Source organism: Streptomyces sp. NBC_01351, from assembly GCF_036237315.1.
Taxonomy (GTDB): domain Bacteria; phylum Actinomycetota; class Actinomycetes; order Streptomycetales; family Streptomycetaceae; genus Streptomyces.
Window position 1 is genome coordinate 2114459 of sequence record NZ_CP108356.1, and the last position, 18883, is coordinate 2133341.

Annotated in this window: 14 protein-coding genes; 6 read left to right on the plus strand and 8 right to left on the minus strand. The window is 71.3% G+C overall.

What is annotated here, in order from left to right:
• Positions 1–11 precede the first annotated feature (11 nt).
• The 8 genes from OG625_RS09460 to OG625_RS09495 all read right to left on the minus strand — a co-directional run bounded on the left by OG625_RS09460 (position 12) and on the right by OG625_RS09495 (position 7258).
• A complete protein-coding gene (locus OG625_RS09460; RefSeq protein ID WP_329378275.1) occupies positions 12–389 on the minus strand; it encodes a GntR family transcriptional regulator in 378 nt (125 codons plus the stop codon).
• A 95-nt stretch (positions 390–484) separates the two neighbouring features.
• Positions 485–2281 carry an ABC transporter ATP-binding protein gene (locus tag OG625_RS09465; protein ID WP_329378277.1) on the minus strand — a complete coding sequence of 599 codons (1797 nt, stop codon included), beginning with the start codon at positions 2279–2281 and terminating at the stop codon, positions 485–487.
• Between the two features lie 24 nt (positions 2282–2305).
• A complete protein-coding gene (locus OG625_RS09470; protein ID WP_329378279.1) occupies positions 2306–3874 on the minus strand; it encodes an alpha/beta hydrolase family protein in 1569 nt (522 codons plus the stop codon).
• A complete protein-coding gene (locus OG625_RS09475) occupies positions 3864–4712 on the minus strand; it encodes a hypothetical protein (RefSeq protein ID WP_329378281.1) in 849 nt (282 codons plus the stop codon). Before OG625_RS09475 ends, OG625_RS09470 begins: the two co-directional genes overlap by 11 nt.
• Before the next feature lie 2 nt (positions 4713–4714).
• Positions 4715–5002 (minus strand): actinodefensin-associated protein B, encoded by a 288-nt coding sequence (gene adfB / locus OG625_RS09480; RefSeq protein WP_329378283.1) that lies wholly within the window; start codon positions 5000–5002, stop codon positions 4715–4717.
• Complete coding sequence (locus tag OG625_RS09485; protein ID WP_329378285.1) at positions 5002–6507, minus strand: hypothetical protein; 1506 nt, start codon at positions 6505–6507, stop codon at positions 5002–5004. The genes adfB and OG625_RS09485 overlap by 1 nt, the downstream gene beginning before the upstream one ends.
• The gene (locus tag OG625_RS09490) at positions 6504–6905 is read right to left on the minus strand and encodes a lasso peptide biosynthesis protein (RefSeq protein WP_329378287.1); all 402 of its coding nucleotides are present in this window, start codon (positions 6903–6905) and stop codon (positions 6504–6506) included. Before OG625_RS09490 ends, OG625_RS09485 begins: the two co-directional genes overlap by 4 nt.
• 170 nt (positions 6906–7075) lie before the next feature.
• Positions 7076–7258 (minus strand): hypothetical protein, encoded by a 183-nt coding sequence (locus OG625_RS09495; protein ID WP_329378290.1) that lies wholly within the window; start codon positions 7256–7258, stop codon positions 7076–7078.
• A gap of 288 nt (positions 7259–7546) precedes the next feature.
• Between OG625_RS09495 and OG625_RS09500 the strand changes: the two genes are divergently transcribed.
• The 6 genes from OG625_RS09500 to OG625_RS09525 all read left to right on the plus strand — a co-directional run bounded on the left by OG625_RS09500 (position 7547) and on the right by OG625_RS09525 (position 18870).
• A complete protein-coding gene (locus OG625_RS09500; RefSeq protein WP_329378292.1) occupies positions 7547–8920 on the plus strand; it encodes a hypothetical protein in 1374 nt (457 codons plus the stop codon).
• Between the two features lie 150 nt (positions 8921–9070).
• Complete coding sequence (locus tag OG625_RS09505; protein WP_329378294.1) at positions 9071–10609, plus strand: alpha/beta hydrolase; 1539 nt, start codon at positions 9071–9073, stop codon at positions 10607–10609.
• Between the two features lie 129 nt (positions 10610–10738).
• The gene (locus OG625_RS09510) at positions 10739–12124 is read left to right on the plus strand and encodes an NB-ARC domain-containing protein (protein WP_329378296.1); all 1386 of its coding nucleotides are present in this window, start codon (positions 10739–10741) and stop codon (positions 12122–12124) included.
• 488 nt (positions 12125–12612) lie between these two features.
• A complete protein-coding gene (locus tag OG625_RS09515; RefSeq protein WP_329378298.1) occupies positions 12613–14295 on the plus strand; it encodes an SWIM zinc finger family protein in 1683 nt (560 codons plus the stop codon).
• Positions 14296–14632: 337 nt separating this feature from the next.
• Positions 14633–15874, plus strand: a complete 1242-nt coding sequence (locus tag OG625_RS09520; RefSeq protein ID WP_329378300.1) for a serine/threonine-protein kinase — start codon at positions 14633–14635, stop codon at positions 15872–15874.
• A gap of 113 nt (positions 15875–15987) precedes the next feature.
• On the plus strand, positions 15988–18870 hold the full coding sequence (locus OG625_RS09525) for a DEAD/DEAH box helicase (protein WP_329378302.1): 2883 nt from the start codon (positions 15988–15990) through the stop codon (positions 18868–18870).
• Positions 18871–18883: the final 13 nt, after the last annotated feature.

Sequence of the window (18883 nt, forward strand, 5' to 3'; positions counted from 1 at the left end):
TGTGTCATATGTCAGTACTGCGCGTCGATGACGGCCTTGACCAGCGCTTCGACGTCCTCGCGGGACAGGCCCTCGGCCCGGGCGACCGCCGTCCACGCCTCCAGGTCCCGGCGCAGCGGCGAGTCCTTGGCGGCGGCCGGGCCGGCCAGGGAGCGCTGGACGAAGGTGCCGAGGCCGGGCCGCGGCTCAACGAGCCCCTCACGCTCAAGTTCCCGGTAGGCCTTGAGCACCGTGTTCGGATTCACCGCTGTGGCGGCGACCACTTCCTTGGCCGTGGGGAGGCGGTCTCCCACCTCCAGGAGGCCGAGTCGCAGCGCGTGCTTGACCTGCTGCACCAGCTGCAGGTACGTGGCCACTCCGGAACGGCGGTCGATCCGGAACTCGATCACGCAACACCCTTCCACTAATCTGTTAGTGGAATCATGATGGAGGGGTCCGATCCGTGGTGTCAAGCACATCGGCGGGAAGCGGCGGGGCGGCCGTGCTACGCCTCTTGGTACGCCTCGGCCTGAAGGCGGAACAGCCGGGCGTAGGTGCCGTCCTGAGCCATGAGCACCTCGTGGTCGCCTTGCTCGATGACCCGGCCCGCGTCCAGGACGTAGATCCGGTCGGCGTCGCGCACATTGGCGAAGCGGTGCGAGATGAGCACCACCGTGCGGTCCGTGAACAGTTCGCGGATCCGGCCGAAGAGGTCGGCCTCGGCCTGCGGGTCCAAGGAGGCGGTGGGTTCGTCGAGGATGACGAGCGGCGAGTCCCGGTAGAAGGCCCTGGCCAGGGCGAGGCGCTGCCACTGACCGAGCGAGAGATCGGCGCCGCCGGTGAATTCCTTGCTCAGTACGGTGTCGTAGCCCTGGACCAGCCGGGCCAGGAACTCGTGGGCCCCGGCTCGCTCGGCGGCCAGCACCGCCCGGGCCCTGTCCGGCGATGTCTCGGGGCGGCCGAACGTGATGTTGTCGGCGGCCGTCAGCTTGTACCGCACGAAGTCCTGGAACACGACGGCGCTCGCCGCGCGCAGTCGCTCCGGCTCGGCGTCCGCGTCCCCGTCACCGTCCCCGTACAGGAGGCGCCCGGAGTCCGGCCGGTAGAGGCCGGCCAGGATCTTCGCAAGGGTGGTCTTGCCCGAGCCGTTGGCGCCGACCAGGGCCACGACCTCCCCGGCCCGTACCTCGACGCTGACGTCCTCCAGGGCCCGGGCCGAGGATCCCGGGTAGCCGAAGGCCACGGACTCCGCGCGCACCGACACGAACTCCCCTGATGAGAAGGCCGGTTCGCCGGGTTCGGATCCGGCTTCCGCCGCGAAGCCTCGTAGATCCTTCATGTACAGGACCGACTCGCCGATGCCGTTGAGCAGGGCGCCGATCATCTGCGTACGCAGCGACAGCTGCCACAGGCCCACGAGCGCGGTCAGCGCGGTCGCCGGCTCGATCCGGCCGGTCGCCACCAGCCACCACATGGCCCCGATCACCGCGCCCGTGGTCAGGTCGCCTGCCAGGCGTGCCACGATCTTGCGTCGGACGTGGACCGCGTGCATGGCCTCGACCTGGGCGATCTCCTGACCGTAGCGGCTCGTCCAGCGCCCGCGCAGCGTTCCGGCGAGCCCCAGGGCGCGGATCTCCTTCGCCTCGTCGCGGCCGGTGAGCAGCCGTTCGAGGTACTGCCGGGCCCGGCGGTTCTCGGACAGCGTGTGGTGCAGGTCGTAGCCGGCCCCCCGCTCGTCGCGGGCGGCCTTGAGCGTGGGCAGGACCGCGAGGAGGGCGAAGGGCAGGAGCCACCAGACCAGTACGGCGAACACGGCCGTGACCGCGACCACGGTCAGAACGGCCTGGAAGCCCGCGGCCAGAGCCGTCACGACCATCGCGGGCTGGGCGCGCGAGGCGAAGACCGCCCGCTGAAGCCGGTCGTGGAAAGCCGGGTCCTCGAACTCGGGAAGCTCCGCACGTCCGGCGGCGTCCAGGACGATGTCGAGCGCGAACCGGTCCACCTTGACGGCGAGCACTCGCTGGCGGGCTCCGGCGACCGCGCGCAGGATGCCCGCTCCCGTACCCAGCAGCACCAGGCCGGCGATCACGGCGATCAGCCACTCGCCCTGCGGGGCCTGGGTCGTCGGGCCGCCCTGGGTGACGGCGCCGCCGACCGCATGGCGGATCAGCAGCAGAACCGCCATCAGCCCCAGGGCGGTGGCCAGTTGGGCCACGAGTACCTGGAGCAGGCTGCGCCGGTCGGCTTGCCAGGCCAGCCGTACGGCGAACATCGCACAGTCGGCCAGCTCCCTCAGGGGCACCGATGCACTTCGGTCACGGGCCATTCAGTTCGTCTCCAGCTTCTCCAGCCACGCCCGGTGTTCCTCGGCCACGGCCGCGAGTGCTTCGCGGGACTGGAAGGTGTGACCCTCCTGGGGGAGCAGCACCAGCCGGGCGGTGCCGCCGGTGGCGACCACGGCCCTGTACAGCTCGACGGCCTGTTCGGGAGTGGTGGCGGGGTTGATGTCGTCGGTGCCGTGCACGAGGAGCACCGGGCGGTCCAGCCGGTCCGCGAAGCAGAGGGCGCTGAATGCCTGGTAGACCTCCGGGGCGGCCCACAGTGAACGCCGCTCGTAGTGGAACCCGTTCGGGGTGGAGGTGCGGTTGTAGCAGCCGCTGTGCGCCACGGCCCCTGCCAGCTCCGGGAGTCGGGCGAGGGCATGCAGCGCGAGGGTCGCACCGAAGCTGTGGCCGCCGACGGCGACCGCGGTGTCGGCGTCGGTGGCGGTCAGCAGGCCGAGGGCGGTGGACACCGCGGTGGTGATCTGGCTGTTCAGCAGGGCGGGCCGGGCGTCGTCCGGCCAGTGCAGCGGCAGGTCGAGCAGGGCGGATGGGTGTGCTCCGGCGGCCAGGAACTGCGGAATTCCGTCCGATGGCGGCTCTCCTCGGCGCAAGGCCCGGATCCACAGCAGCAACGGACCGGAGCCGTCGTGCGGCAAGAGGGTGAGCCTGGCATCGCCGAAACCGGTGGGGATCGCGTGGACGGTCGACGGATCACGGAGTGCGGGCCGTCGCGGTGCTTGTGCTGGCTGTCGCGCGGCTTGTGCGGGCGGACTCGGTACTGGCGACGGCGCTACGGGCACCAGCCGGCCAGGGCCGCCGGCGGGGTCCAGGCGCGAGGTGGCCCAGGACAGTCCGTGCTCGTCCGGACCGGTGCCGGCCGGGTGGACGTGCCCGAGCACCAATCCGTCCGGACGCGCGACCAGGGAGCGGACCAGCAGAGTGGGCCCCACGATCTCCGGGGCCGCGTCCTGTGGTGCGAGCAGAGCGAGGCGGGTGCCCACCGTGCGGACGAGCTCGTCCTGGCCCGGCTCGAATCCGACGAACGCCGGTCCCGTGGCCTCGAAGACCGCCGGCCGCCACACGGGTTGCTCCGCGGGGTTCCGCTGCGGGGCCGGCATCAGCAGTGCCAGGCGCCCGTCCGCGTACCAGGCGAGCGGTGGCAGTCCCGGTTCAGTGAGACCGGTCGCCGCGCGCGTCTGCGGGTAGCGGCGGACCGTACGCTCCGCGAGGTCGGCGATCCACGGATGGGCGAGGTGGTCGTCGTCCACCGCGAGTCCCGCCACCAAGGGCCTGTGCGGATGCCACACGAGCGGGATCGGCAGGACGTCGGCGACCGGCAGTTCCCAGCCGTCGTCCGGTCTCCCCGTGGTGAAGAACTCGATCCGCAAGGGCCTGGCCCGGCCCGGCACGGCTCCCGCCAGTGCGGGATCGAGGACGAGGGTGCGCCAGTGAACCGGCGAGGGGTGGCGTTCGGCGACGGGCGGATGGACGGGCGAGGTCACCTCGGCCCACCTGTGTCCGTCCGGGCCCTGGTCCCGGCGCCGCCGCGTGCGGTGGAGGTCAGCGGGCACGGCCGGCCGCCTGGACGGAGGCGAGGGTGATGCCGTCGATGAGGGCCTTGACGGCCCCTATGCCGGACGCGGGGGCGCACACGGGTTCACCGGCGTCGTCGAGGCCGATCGCGCAGGGCACGCCGAGTCCGTGCATGACCCCGGGGAGCTCTGCCTCCTTCGCCACGGTGATCATGCTGACGGCGGCCAGCCGCTCTGGTTCGACGGCGGCCAGGAGGTGCTTGAGCGAGCGGCACGACGGGCAGTCGTCGGCGACGTACAGCCGGACCGTGCTGACGTGTTGTGCACAGGGTGGGGTGTTCGCCGCGTCCGAGGCCCGGCGCCGGTCGGCCGCCAGGAGGGCGATCAGGGTGAGCGCCGCGGCGACAGCGGTGGCAGCCGCGCGTGGCAGCGGCTTCGCACCCGCTGCCGCGTCGGACAGGATGAGCACGGCTGCCGCGAGCACTGCGGCCGCGGCGTTCGCGCCGATGTGGGCACGGCCCACGGCGGCGAGCCGGGCCAGGCCGAAGCAGGCGCACTTCTGGCCCCGGGCGCTGACGGCGACTGCGGCGAGGGCGACGTACGCGAGGAGTGCGACGGCCGCGGCCCAGCGCACCGGGAGCAGCAGCACGGCGCCGGTCGCGGCGAGTTCGGCCGCACCGACCAGACGGGGGCCGTGGGGCGCGGCCAGGATGCCGGAGCGGATGGGCCACGACAGCTTCTCCGGGGCTGTGACCAGCTTGGCCGCGCCGGCCACGGCGAGCGGCCCGGCGGTGGCGGCGAGGGCGAGATCCGCCGGCCGGACGCCGAGGAGCGGACCGTCCGCGAAAGCGGCCAGGGCTGTCAGGGCTGTGGACATGGTCAGGAACTCCGATCCGGTACGAGCCAGCCGGCCGCGATCAGCTGAGCGGTGAAGCGGGCCACGGGCGCGCCCGCCTCGGGCGGCGGGACGCCGACACCGAGCAGCCGGCCGAGGATTTCGGCGTCGCGCTCCCCGCAGTCGCTCACGGCGAGGCTGGATCCGGCGGCGAGCACGGCGCCGCCGAACGGCAGTGGTGTGAGGGTGACTCGCTCACCGAGCCGCAAGGGGGTGCCTGGCGGGGGCAGTTGCGGGAGCGGGGGCGGCGTGGTGGAGGGTGTGGTCGTCATCAGCGCTCCCTCAGCCAACGGTCCAGCCAGACGAGGCGCAGCAGGGGCAGGGCCTGGGTGGCGAGGGAGCGGCCGTCGCGCAGGCTCGCCACGATCAGCCGGGGCTCCAGCAGGCCCAGGTCCCCCAGAGCACATTCGCGTTCCAGCTCGGACGTGATCTTCTTGCGTTCCCGGTGGAGATGGGCCGCCGCTCCCAGCCGCAGCCAGTGTCCGGGGGAAGCCGCGCGTAGATCGGTGACACCCGCCCGCTCGACCGCGCGCCGCAGCGGCAGATGGTTCTCGAACGCGCCCCGGCGGATCCGGCCGAGCTTGTGGGGTGGCAGGGCGGCAGCCGCGGCGAGCACGCCGAGGTCCATGGCGGGGAGGACGGCACCGGCCACGCCCTGTTCGGCCAGACCGCCGACGAGTCGGCCGACTACGGGTTCCTCGGCGTCGAGCTGGTCCTGCCAAACCGCCATCGCACCACGGTGGGCCGTCTCATAGGCCTGTCTGCCCTCGTCGGTCAGCCAGGGAAGCTTCGTGCCACCGGTCGGTGACGGCGGTGGGGGCGCGCCCAGCTGCTGCGCGTCGGGACCGCTGCCTGCCGTGTCGCGCCGACCGGGGGTGTAGACGACGCGGTTGTCGAGCAACTCCCGGGCTTCGGCGAGGGTGCTGAGGGTCCCGGAGATGTGGAACGGTTCGCAGCCGAGCAGCCGCCACGCCTTCGTGCCCCGCGGCACGTCGGGAAGCTTGACGGAGACCAGCGACTCCAGCAGCGCCCCGGAGACCAGGGGCAGTCCGGTGTCGGCGGCGAGAGCGGCGTACAGCCGGGCGGGGACCTCGAAGTCCGGGAGCGGAGGCAGGTGTTCGGCGCCGCTGACCGTGTGGTGGTCGAGCAGCTCGTGCAGGTCGAGGGCGACCCTGCGCGACTCGACACCGGGTACGGGCGCCTCCGGTGGCCGCGTGCCCCGCGGGCCGAAGCCGGGCAGCCCGAAATCGGCGTGCACGAGGTGGGCGCGATGGCCGGCGGCCGCGGCGAGCACGGCGAGGTAGGCGGAGGCCAGACCACCGCTGTAGGCGAGGCCGTACTCGTCACCGGCCGAGGCCAGCACCCGCGTCACCGCATGGGACAGGTCTCCGTCCGCCGCCGGTAGTGCGACGCGCTCGCGGGTCACGGTGACCCCCCGGGCGTCCACCCGGATGCGGGTGCCCGCGGTCATCCTCCGGACGCCGGACAGAGGCGTCCCGTCGGGGGGCGAGGCCTGGCCGTGCAGCATGGCGAGCAGTGCCCCGGGCTCGGGCTCCACGCGCCCGCCGGGCGGCAGGAACGCGGCGAGGTCCCCTCCCCATTCGAGGCGTCCGGGGCGCGCCCGGAAGTAGACGGGACGCACGTCCGGCCGGGGCCGACGCAGTTCGAGCGAGTGGTCCGTGCGGTCGGTCAGGACGCCCAGGGCGGAGGCACCGTCGGGTTCGGTGCAACGCAGAACGGCGCCCGTCATCTCGGCCACGGCCGGCACGGCGCTCATTGGTCCCCCGATCGGTGAACCTCGATGTACTCCTCCCGTACGGGCAGGGAGGTGCTGACCACCTTTCCGTCGCACTCGACCCAGGCGTAGAAGCCCGCGGGCGGGGAGGCGGGGACGACTTCGCGGCCGAGGTGGAAGGTGGCGGGCAGCCCGACTCCGCGCAGGCCCGCGGTGAGGTAGACCGCGTCCTCGACGGGGTCGAGGAAGCCTGTCGTGAGGCGTTGCGCGACGCGAAGCCACGCAACGGCCCGGCCGACGGCCCGCGGCGTGGGCCGCAGGTCTCCGCGCCCGGCGGGCCACCGGTCGATCTGGTAGATGCCGCCTCCCGCGCGTGCCGCCGCCAGGAAGGCAGCCGCTTCGCGTGCGGACCGTGGCACCGCGAACAGTCCTGTCGCCATGCGTATCCGACCTTCCGATCCCCCGTCCCCGTTTCGAGCGGGACGGACCTGAAGCGGAATCCGCCGGACCGCCGCACGGGCGCCCGCTTCCGCCGTCCGGCGGATTCCACTCGTTCATGTCACAAGACCGCGTTCACCGGAGGCCGGTGCGACCGCGGCGGGGCGCCTGTTTACGCGTAACGACAGGTCCACCACTCGCAGATGAGGCCGACCGACTCGTTGCAGCAGTCCGAGTCCCACCAGCAGCTGTATCCCGCCATGCGGCACTCCTCGGCGACCGCCGTGGGCTCCGAGTAGAGGTGCTGCTGCAGACCGTTGCTGGCGAGTTGCGAGGCAATCGAAGTAACCGGCACAGTTTTCCCCTTTCTGATGAGAATGGCGCCGTGATCCGAATGGACAAGCACGGCATCCAAATTCCGACGAGGGGAACGCTAGCCACAGCACGACGGAGCACGGAATAGGAGAAGGTCCGGAATCGTGTCCGGGACAGAACGGGACAGCCCGCAGGCCGACTCCCGGCAATGCGCCACGTTCGGACATGCCGCCAAATGCGTTGACTCGACCGAGGACAGCCAACTACCGTGCCTCATTTACGAAGACGTACTTCGAGTTTCTCGCACGCACGGGGGTGTGGCGCAGGTATGCGGCAAGTCACGGGGGAGCTGTTCGGAATCGTCGGCCGACGACGGGACACGGGGACGGAGGTACTGCTCCTCCCGGGTCCCGACGGCTGGTCCCTGCCCCGGCTGCACCACCGCGACCCACCTGCCGCGCACGCCGAGATCGCCGGGCGCTTCGGCCTCACCGTCACCACACGCGACTGCCTCGAACAACGCGACGCCCAGGCCAGGGCCGGGGCGCGCTACTACGTCCACGAGGTCCACACCGACCCGACGGCCTCCGACGCCACCTCCCCCAGAGACGCGGGTGCGCCTCACGGGCCTACGGACGGCCGCTGGTTCGGGGCTGCGGAGCTGGCCGGCGCGGCCCTGGATTCCGGCCAACGCCAGGTTCTGGAACGGTGCTTCGCGGAGGCCACGGACACCGCCCCGGCCTCAGGGGCCAAGGCGGGCCTGCCGTGGACCCGCGAGGGTTGGTACGCGACGGCGGCGGCCTGGGCCGACGAGCAGCTGCGCCGCGCCGGGATCACCCCCGTCGGCCCACCCGAGCAACCGTTTCTGCGAGCGTGGTCGTTCCAGTTGCGGATCCCCGTGGCGCACGGGGCGGTGTACTTCAAAGCCTCGCCGCCGGTCTTCGGACACGAGGCCGAGGTGACGCGGCTGCTGTCGGACCGATTTCCAGCCGGTATCCCCCGAGTTCTGGCCACCGACGTGAAACGGCACTGGATGCTGACCGATGACTTCGGTCCCGTGCACCGCCCGGCTTCCGCCGAGGCCGTCGAGGGGTATGTGCGCATGGTTCCTCAACTGGCCGCAATTCAGCGGTTTACCGAGGACCACACCCGGGCATTGGTCGCCGCTGGATGCCCGGATCACCGTACAGCCAGGCTTCCTGAACTCCTCGCGGAACTGATCGAGGACAATGAGCGGCTCGAATCAGCCGAAAGACATCGGCTTGCCGACTACGTCCCGTATTTCCGCGACCTCTGCGCGGAGCTGGAAAGCGCGGGTGTCCCGGACTCCCTGGTCCATCTGGACATCTGGCGCGGAAACTTCATCGACCGGGACACGGGACCGCTCCTCTTCGACTGGGCGGAAAGCGTGCTCGGTCATCCCTTCATCTCGCTCGACGTGGCCCTTCGGGACCTGAGGTCGGCGGCACCCGGCGACGCGAGCGCCGTACGGCGCGTGACCGACGCCTACCTCCGCCAGTGGTCCGACCTCGTTCCGATGGAGCGCCTCGTGCGAGCCGCCCGGCTCGCCCCGACCGCCGGCATCGTCAGCCGCGCACTGTTGTGGCAGGACGCGCTCAAGGCTCTGGACCCGGAACGGGCCCGCCCGTACGCGGGGACGGTCGCGGCCCAGCTGCGCGAGCTGCTGCCCGACTCCGGCTGACCCCCGGCAACGCCGACCCCCCACCCCCACCGGCTCGCTCCCCTCTCCGCGCCCGTTCGCGTCGACGCGCGGGCGCGCGGTGCCGACGCGAACGTGAGCATGCGCTCACGGCCGCCCCGTCGGCACTCCCCCCACCCTCAAGGAGAATCGATGCCCCGCCCGTTACCCCTGCTCCTCGCGGCCGCCCTCACCACGGCGGCACTCCTCGTGCCGCCGGCCGCCGCCGCACCCCAGGACGGCGGAGCCCCCTCCAGCGCCGCCCAGTGGCAGGACTGCGCGAAGCTCATCGGCATCCCCGTCGACGCCTCCGTCGCGGACTGCGCCGTTCAGCACGTACCCCGCGACCACTCCCGCCCATCCGACGGCACCGTCGCGATCGTGATGCTGCGCCGCCGGGCGACCGACCCGGCGCACCGCGAGGGCACGTTGTTCGTCAATCCAGGAGGGCCCGGCGCCTCCGGGCTGCACACCGCCTACCGAGCGGAACGCTTTCTGGACCCCGAGGTGCTCGCCCGCCACGATGTCATCGGCTTCGATCCGCGCGGGGTCAACACCAGTTCCGCGCTCAAGTGCTACCTCAGCCAGGAGGAGTACCTCGCCGACGCGGCCGGCCGCACTCCCGTGCCGGTCGGTGCGGACGAGACCGCCCGGACCCTGCGCTCGACCGCCGACTACACGCAGGCATGCGCCCGCAACGCCGGTCCCCTGCTGGCCCACACGACCACCCTCAACACCGCTCGCGACCTGGAGGAACTGCGCCGCGCCATCGGCGTCGAGCAGCTCGGCTACGTCGGCTTCTCGTACGGCACCCTCCTCGGCGCCACGTACGCCAACCTGTATCCGCAGCGGGTCAAGGCCATGGTCCTCGACGGCAACGTCGACCCGGCACTGCGTTCGGCCAACGGCATCGAGTACGACCGTCGGCGCGCGGCCGGAACCGAACTCGCCTTGAAGGAGTTCATCCGCCGATGCGCCGTGGCGGACGGCGCCTGCCCGTTCGGCGGCGACGACGACATCGATCCGCAGCGGACGTTCGACCGCATCCGCGACCGGCTGCGCACCGCGCCCCTGACGATGCCCGACTCCACCACGATGACGTTGAGTCGTTTCACCGCCGTCGTGGCCGATTCGCTCGCCACACCCTCCCGGCACGCCGCGCTCGCCCGCACCCTCGCCGAGCTGGACCGGGCCGTCGACGCCGCGCCGTCGGCCCGTACTGCCGAGACGCCGGAGGCCGTCGCCCCGTATCGCGGCGACGACTCCGAGACGGCGTACAACTGCCTCGACAAGCCCTACCCGCCCACGCCCGCGTTCTGGCCCGCACTGGCCGCGCGGTGGGAGCGGGAATCCCCCACCTTCGGCCGGATGACCGCTTTCGAATCGCTGCCGTGCGCTACGTGGCCCGTCCGGTGGTGGGAGAGCGACCGGTACACGGGGCCGTGGAACCGGCCCACGGACCAACCCGTTCTGGTGGTCGGCAACCGCTTCGACCCGACGACGCAGTACCGCTTCGCCGAACGCATGGCCGCCGCCCTCGGCAACTCCCGGCTCGTCTCCGTCGACATGATCGGCCATACGGCACTGGGTCTGAGCCGCTGCGTCGACGACATCACCACGGCCTACCTGCTCGGCCGCGGCGCGCCCCCGCGCGGCGCCGCCGACTGCCGGCCCGACACCGAGCCCTTCTGACGAGTTCCGAACGCCGCGCCACAGATCACGCACTGCGAGGGAGTACACGTGTTACCCGATCGTTCGCCGTCGTCCGCCTGTACCCCGCCGGAGCCCGGTGATGCCCGCACTCCAGGGGAGTTCAACGCCATGCTCCGGCTGCTCAAGGAAAGCGCGGGACTCACCTTCCGCCAGTTGGAGAACCGTGCCGGCCGGGCGGGCCGGCGGCTGCCCCGCTCCACCATCGCCTCCGCACTGACCCGGACCACCCTGCCCCGCGAGGAGTTCACCGAGGCTCTCGTCTCCGCCTGCGGCCTGGACGCGCGGCCCTGGCTGGCCGCGCGTCGCCGACTCGCGTGCGCGCAGCCCCCACAGCCCACCGCGGCGGCCGTGGTCCCCGCCCGAACCACATCGCTCCGCCCCGCATTGATACCCCGTCAGCTGCCCTTCTGTCCGCCCGACCTGACCGGCCACGAGCATCGGCTCGCCGACTTGATCGCCCTACTGACCGACCCGCGCTCTCCGGCACCCTCAGCCGTCATCAGCGGTCCGCCGGGGGCGGGGAAATCGGCCCTCGCAGTACGGGCCGCGCACCGAGTGGCCGCTCACTACCCGGACGGGCAGCTCTACGTACAACTGCGCGGCACGACTCCGCACGCCGAGCCCCTCACACCGGCGGAGACGATCGCCAGGCTCCTGCGTGGCCTGGTCATGCCCGTTCCCGCACCGCCCCACGACGCCTCGGAGACGGCCGCCCTGCTCCGGTCGGCACTCACCGGCCGCCGCATGCTCATCCTGCTGGACGACGCGGCGTCGGCAGCGCAGGTGCGCCCCCTGCTGCCGACAGGCGGCCACAGCGCACTGCTCGTCACCGCCCGCTCGAGCCTGACCTCTCTGGACGGACCCCGATCCTTCCCGCTCGGAACGCTGCTGCCCGGCGAGGCGTACACCATGCTGGAGCAGCTCCTCGGCAGCGAGCGCGTCGCGCGTGATCCGTCGGCGGCCTTCCGACTGGCCGAACTGTGCGGGTGGCTCCCGCTGGGGCTGCGCGTCGCCGCCGCCCGGCTGACCGCGCGGCCTCGCTGGCCCCTGTCCCTGCTCGTCGACCGGCTCGCCGACGAGAGCACCCGGCTGGACGAACTGCGGGTGGACGAGCTGCAGATCCGGGAGAGCCTCGCCGTCAGCTACCGGGCGCTGCGGCGCACCGACGGCGCGTCGGGCACGGCGGTGCGGGCCTTCCTCCTCTTCGGCTCCATGCGACTTCGGGAAGCCGGAATACCTCTCCTGTCCAAGCTGCTGTGCGTGCCGCTCGCCGAGGCCGAGCGGGCCGCCGAGCGACTTGTCGACTCGAGCCTGGCCGAGAGCACCGGCCCGGGCCGCTACCGAATGCACGACCTCGTCCGTATCTACGCAGGCGAACAGGCGGACCAGGAGCTGCCGGCGGAAGCCCGCGCCAACAGACCGCAGACCCTCGCGGTCGAGCAGCCGCAGAGACTCGTCCGTTGCGATCACGGCTCGGCAGTGGGGCGAAGGTGAAGGACGTTCCCCCGCCCCGTACAGAGCCTGAGCCGTCTTCAACCTCAGGCCTGCTCGCCGAGGCAGCGGATCCCGGACACTGCGTCAGGCAATACGGTGGGCGAGCGCCACGAGCGTCAAGTGTCGCCCGTTCCGCCCACAGCACTCATCGTGCACGCCGACCAACCTGCAGGTCAGGCGCTCTTCGCCACCGGCTCCAGGATCGCCACGCATTCCACGTGGTGCGTCATCGTTTACCCGTCACAAAGGTGCATCCCCGAGAAAGAGCTGGTGAGAGGCCGTTTACCGGCTCCCCACGTGGCCTCCTTGGGGCCCTGAGCGGCAAACGAGCGTCACGAGTCACCGCCGTTTCCCGATGGCCGACCACAGTACTCGCCGTCAACTGAGAATGCTGCCGGGCGAAGAGCCGAAGGTCGCCGTTCGCCAGACGGCTGGCGCTCTTCACGACCCGTCTACTCGGGTGCGTCCGATCCCGTTGAATGGGAGCCATGAGCAACGCACTGGGTTTCGGAAAGGACGAGCTGCGCCGACTAGCCGGGGCTCGGTCGTTCGAACGCGGCCTCGGATACCTGTCCTGTGTGTCCGCTCTGGAGATCGGAGAGGGGACGATCACCGCGACTGTCGACGGCACGGACGCCTACGAGGTCGAGCTGACAGAGCACGAGGACGGCCTCACCGGGTGGTGCGACTGCCCGTACGGGCAGGCAGGCAACTTCTGCAAGCACTGCGTGGCGGTGGGCCTGGCCGTCCTGCAGCAATCGGAGTCGGTACCGAGGCATCGTGCTGCCGCCGCATCCCGCGGCCAACAGCTCACCACCTGGCTGGAGACCCGCAGCCGGGACGAACTCCTGTCCCTGGTGAAGGAGCACATCGCAGCCGACCACGACCTGCGCCGTCGGCTGGAACTGCGTGCGTCCGCCGCCGGCGAAGATCCCGGCGCCGTACGGGAGCGCATCCTGGCGATGCTCGACACGCGGCCCTTCGCCCAGTACGGATACGTCGAGTACGCGGACGCCCGTGCCTACGGGCTCCAGGCCGCAGAGGCGGTATCCGCACTGCGCACACTGACGGCGACCGGGAGGGCGACGGAAGCCGTGGGACTGACACGGACCGCGATCGAAGCCCTCGCCCGCACGTACGACGAGATCGACGACTCGGACGGGATCATCGGCGATGTGGCGGCCGGGCTGGCCGCAGCTCACCTCGAGGCCTGCCTGATGTCCCGCCCCGATCCGGAACAGACCGCCGACTGGCTGGTGAATCATCTCCTGAGCGACCTGCGCCACACCACGGACATCCTCTTGTCCGCATACACGGACGTCCTGAAGACGACAGGCTTGACACGGGCACACGAACGGGCCGCGGCAGCCCTGCGCGAGAACCCCAAGGACTGGTCCGCGAGGGACCTCATGGATCAACTGCTGCGCATGGAGGGCAGTGTGGACGCCCTGATCGCCCTCCACGCAGCAGACCTGGCCCCGTCGGGCGCCACCCACCTGCTGATCGCCCAGGAGTTGGAGCGGGCGGGCCGCCCGGCCGAAGCCCTGGAGTGGGCGGAGTCTGGTCTGCGTGAGGCCGAACCCGACCACGGCCCGGATCCCCGCCTGGTGGACTTCGCGTGCGAGCGCTACGCCAGGGCCGGCCGCCCGGCCGATGTCGTGCGGATCCGCCGCGAGGTGCTGCTCCACCGCCGCTCCCTGGCCGCTTACCAGCAGCTGCGTACGGCAGCCCGCACAGCCGACTGCTGGGACGAGCCCGAGCGCACACAAGCACTGGACGCGCTCCGCACAGACGCCCGGCCCCGCAAGAGCCTCGGGCACCCGGGCTCTGCCCTGGTCGGCGCCTTGCTGGACGACGGCGACCACGACGCGGCCTGGGCGGCGGCCACCGAAGGCTACGCCGACGGCAGCCAGCGGCTCACCCTCGCCGACCGCACCCGGGACCACCGCCCCGCAGACGCCCTGGCCGTGTACTACCGACTGATCGGCCCGCTCCTCACCCGCACCGGCGAGGCCGCGTACGAGCACCTGACGGAGCTACTCCTCAGCGCCCGCACCTGCCACCGAGCCCTGGACACAGAGGACGAGTTCACCATCTATCTGGCCGCCCTGCGTACCGCCCAGAAACGCAAGCGCAAACTGACAGCGATGCTCGACCAGCACGGCCTGTAGCACTCCGGCGAGTACGGCCTCGCCCCGGCGGGTCAGCGAGTACTGGAGGTTGCACCCCTCGTACTCCCCGGCTGTGCGGTAGTTTGCGGCGCAGTGGTGGACAACGATCAGCAGCCGACCAAAAGCCCTGAGCATCACGTCGGCGTCCTGGTAGGCCGGTCACGCGCATCTGCGGGCTGAACCGGGCATCCCCATGCACCGGGATGCATCGCCCCATGGGCTATATCCGGCCAAGGCGCAGGGACTGTCCCCGGACCGGGCCGGGCGTCGAGCGCCGCCGATACCCTTGATGCGTACGCGCGCGACCATTCGGCAGAGCTTCAAGGCGAGGACCACAGTGCACACAACACCGCTGAGCCCGGATGATCCGGCCGAGCTGGGCGGGTTCACGCTGCTGCGGAGGATCGGCCACGGCGGCATGGGCCAGGTCTACCTCGGCGAGTCCGCCGCGGGCGAGGCCGTCGCGGTGAAGGTCATCAAGCCGACGGTCGTCGACTCGGAGACTCGGCAGCGCTTCGCGCAGGAGATCGAGGTACTCAAGACGGTCTGGGGGCCGCGCGTCGCCGCGTTCGTGAAGGCCGATACGGAGTCGGAGCAGCCATGGCTCGCGACCGAGTACGTGGAGGGCCCCGACCTGCGCCGCCTCATGGACACGCGGGGTGTCCTTCCGCCTCTTGCTGCCGCTTCGCTCGGAGCGACCCTGGCCGAGGCGCTGGCCGGAGTCCACAGCCAGGGCCTGCTGCACAGGGATCTCAAGCCGGCGAACATCCTGCTCGGCCCCAACGGCCCCAAGATCATCGACTTCGGGCTCGCCGTCTTCGCCGAGTCCAGCGCCTCCCTGACCGCCCCCAACATGGTGATGGGAACACCGGCATGCATGTCGCCGGAGCAGGCGAACGGGGAGAAGCCGCTGAAGGCCCCGGTGGACGTGTACGCGCTCGGGGCGGTGCTGCTCTTCATGACCACCGGCCACTACCCGTACCAGGCCGATCACGTACAGGTCCTGTTCAGTCAGATCGTCAACCCTGAAAAGACCCCCGACCTGTCAGGAGTCCCGGAGGAACTGGCCGGACTTCTGTCGGCGATGCTCCAGTACGCGCAGCAGGACCGTCCGACGATGGACGAGGTGGTTGCCCAGTGCGTCGCGGTCATCAAGTCCCACGGGGCGACCGTGGCCCAGGCCCGACGGCGGCTGACCTCCCTTACCGCGGTCGCGTACGAACCGCCGGCACCCGACCCGGTACCGGCCCCCTACCCGCCGACGACAACGGCTCCGGCCTCCGCCGAGGCGACGACCGTCCTGGCCCCGGCCACGGGCCCCATGGCCGTGGCACCGACCGTCCCGCTGCCGCAGCAGTCCACCCCGACGCACCCGCCGGCCTACACCCCCACGGTCGCGGTGAGCACCACCGACTCCGAGCCGGGTCCCGGCCCCGTGGACGTCGCCGTACCACCGCCGAACCTCGTGCCTGCGCCTGCGCCGATCACCACGCCACCTGTCGGCCCGCGCCGATCCGCCGCCGCGCGCCGCATCGCGTCCCAGTTGCGCGAGACGTACGCGTCGGCAGCGCCGTTCTGAGCCGGGCGCGATCCGACGGGGCGAGCCGGACAGAGGTGACAATCGTTTCTTGTCCCTGGCCGCAGACCGCCCGAAGATCTACACAGTTCAGCATCCATCAGGAGGTACCGCGGGTGACCGCCCAGCAGTCCAGTCGGCAGCCCGCCCCGGGCACCGGCACGAGTCTCCCGCCCGGCGCACAGATCGTCGTACGCGACGAGGAATGGCTGGTCAAGAACGTCACCCGGACCGACCACGACGGCGACCGGATCGAGGCCGTGGGGGTCTCCGAGTTCGTCCGTGATCAGGAGGCCGTGTTCTTCACCGGCCTGGAGCGCACCCGCGACGGCGCACCAGGCATCGAGCTGATGGACCCCGCCAAGACCACCCTGATCAGCGACGACTCCCCCAACTTCCGCCGCAGCCGGGTCTTCCTCGAGGCGATCCTCCGCAAGACGCCGTTGCCCCAGTCCGAGCGTGGGCTGGCCCTTGCCGACAGCTTCCTCCTCGACCCGCTTCCGTACCAGCAACGACCGGCTCAGCTCGCTCTCTCCGGCCGGAACCTGCGCCCCCGCATGCTGATCGCGGACGTCGTCGGGCTCGGAAAGACCCTGGAGATCGGGCTCACCCTCGCCGAGCTGATCCGCCGCGGCCGTGGCGAACGCATCCTCGTGGTGACCCCGCAGCACGTCCTGGAGCAGTTCCAGCACGAGCTGTGGACGCGGTTCGCGATCCCGCTGATCCGGCTCGACTCCGCGGGCATCGAACGGATCCAGCGGGAGATCCCGGCGGGCCGCAATCCCTTCACGTTCTTCAAGCGCGTGATCGTCTCGATCGACACCCTCAAGAACACCGATCAGTACAAGCACCACCTGGAGCACATCCGGTGGGACGCCGTCGTCATCGACGAGTCGCACAACCTGATCAACCGCGGTTCGCTGCGCAACCAGCTCGCCCAGCTCCTGGCCCCGCAGACCGACGCCCTCATCCTCGCCAGCGCCACTCCGCACAACGGCAACGCCCGCTCCTTCGCCGAGCTGATCGCGCTGCTCGACCCGGCGGCGATCCGCGACCCGGAGCGGTACTCGGCCGAGGACATCAAGCACCTGTTCATCCGGCGCACCAAGGTCAGCGCCGAAGTACGGGAGAAGATGTCCGGCCAGTGGGCCGACCGGGGCCCCTCCGAGTCGGTGCACAGCCCGGCGACCCCGGCCGAGGAGAAGATCTTCGAGGAGCTGTCCCAGGTCTGGCTGCCGGCCGAAGGCAGCTCGGTGAGCGACGTACCTCTCTTCCCGTACACCCTGCTCAAGTCCTTCCTCTCCTCGCATGCCGCCCTGAGCTCGACGGTCGAAGCCCGCATCAAGACGCTGATGAAGAAGGACGCCCCGGAGGCGACGGGCGCCGAACTGGCCGCGCTCCAGCGACTGCGGGATCTGACGGCCGGGATGACCGAGCAGGACTCGGCCAAGTTCACGGCCCTCGTCGAGCAGTTGAAGGCGATCGGGGTCGGGCCGCGCAGCGAGACGCGGGTCGTGGTCTTCTCCGAGCGGGTCCAGACCCTGGAGTGGCTGCGGTCCACCGTGCCGGCCGCGCTCGGCTTCAAGGGCAAGGCCCTGGAGGAAGCGGCCCGTGTGATGCACGGCGGCCTCTCCGACGAGCAGCAGATGCAGTGCGTCGAGGACTTCGGTCTCGCCGACGCACCCGTACGCATCCTCTTCACCGGCGATGTGGCCTCCGAGGGCGTCAACCTGCACCGGCAGTGCCACCAGCTCATCCACTACGACGTCCCCTGGTCCCTGATCCGCATCGAGCAGCGCAACGGCCGTATCGACCGGTACGGGCAGGCCCACAAACCGCAGTTCCGCGCCCTGATCCTGACCAGCGACGTGGACGGCGCGAAGGATGACCGCACGGTCGCCGAGCGGCTGCTGGAGCGGGAGGACGAGGCGCACCGCTCGCTCGGCACGGCGGAGGCAGTCTCTGGTCTGTACCGCGCGGAGGCCGAGGAGAAGTCGCTGATCCAGGACCTCCTCAAGGGCCGCACGGTCGACGAGTCCCTCCAGCACACCGCCGAGGAAGCGGGCGGGGCGGACGACTTCCTGGCCGACTTCTTCGCCCAGGTCGACGACACGACCGAGCCCGCCGCGGACGCTGCCGCATCAGACGATTCCTCGGCTGCCCCTCCCCAGGCGCATGTGCCCCGCCTCTTCACGACGACGCGCGAGTTCGTCGACGAGGCGGTCCGGGAGGTCTTCCCGGATGCCCAGCAGTCCCTGGGGATGGACCGCGACCCCGAGAACGGCCTGATCTCGTTCAAGCCCCCGGCGGACCTGGTGCACCGGCTGAAGGCGCTGCCGCCCGACTACCGCCGCGAGCAGCGCCTCAGCGAGCGCCTGCTGGTCACCCTCAACCGCAAGCTCGCCGACCGCTCCCTCGTACGCGCCCGGGAGTCCGGCACCTCCAGCTGGCCGGAGATCTCCCTGCTCACCGACCTCCATCCGGTGGTGGAGTGGCTGACCGACAAGGTCCTCGTCAAGCTGGGCCGCCAGGAGGCCCCGGTCATCACGGCCGATGTCGAGGAACCCGTGTACCTCGTACAGGGCATCTACTCCAACGCGCTCGGCCGCCCGACGGTCGTGAAGTGGATGGCCGTGACGGGCGAGGAGGTCACGGACGACATGGTGGGGACGCTGCGCGAGGCCGGCATCGGCCCGACGATGGCCAACCCCCTGCGCCGCCACGACGTGGACGGCCTGCGGGCGGGCATCCCGGACGCGCTGGAGGCCGCGGAGGCCTTCCTGTCGCGCCACCGCTCCGATTGGGACGAGGCCCTCCTCGCCCCGATCGAGGAGTACCGGCAGCGGCTGGGCAAATGGGAGCAGTCCACCCTCGCGGGCGAGGAGACCAAGGACGAACTCTCCCGCCTCGCCGACTCCCTGCTGACGACGGGCCGCCCGATGCTGCGCGTCCTGGCCGTCCTCGATTCCGCCCACGACGGCTCCGTCGCACAGGCCTAGGAGAAGCAGAACC

Excerpts from the sequence above, each read along its gene's own strand:
- OG625_RS09510 (WP_329378296.1), top strand. The coding sequence starts at position 10,739 with ATGCTCCGGCTGCTCAAGGAAAGCGCGGGACTCACCTTCCGCCAGTTG.
- OG625_RS09515 (WP_329378298.1), top strand. The coding sequence starts at position 12,613 with ATGAGCAACGCACTGGGTTTCGGAAAGGACGAGCTGCGCCGACTAGCC.
- OG625_RS09475 (WP_329378281.1), bottom strand. The coding sequence starts at position 4,712 with ATGTCCACAGCCCTGACAGCCCTGGCCGCTTTCGCGGACGGTCCGCTC.
- OG625_RS09500 (WP_329378292.1), top strand. The coding sequence starts at position 7,547 with ATGCGGCAAGTCACGGGGGAGCTGTTCGGAATCGTCGGCCGACGACGG.
- OG625_RS09490 (WP_329378287.1), bottom strand. The coding sequence starts at position 6,905 with ATGGCGACAGGACTGTTCGCGGTGCCACGGTCCGCACGCGAAGCGGCT.
- adfB (WP_329378283.1), bottom strand. The coding sequence starts at position 5,002 with ATGACGACCACACCCTCCACCACGCCGCCCCCGCTCCCGCAACTGCCC.
- OG625_RS09505 (WP_329378294.1), top strand. The coding sequence starts at position 9,071 with ATGCCCCGCCCGTTACCCCTGCTCCTCGCGGCCGCCCTCACCACGGCG.
- OG625_RS09485 (WP_329378285.1), bottom strand. The coding sequence starts at position 6,507 with ATGAGCGCCGTGCCGGCCGTGGCCGAGATGACGGGCGCCGTTCTGCGT.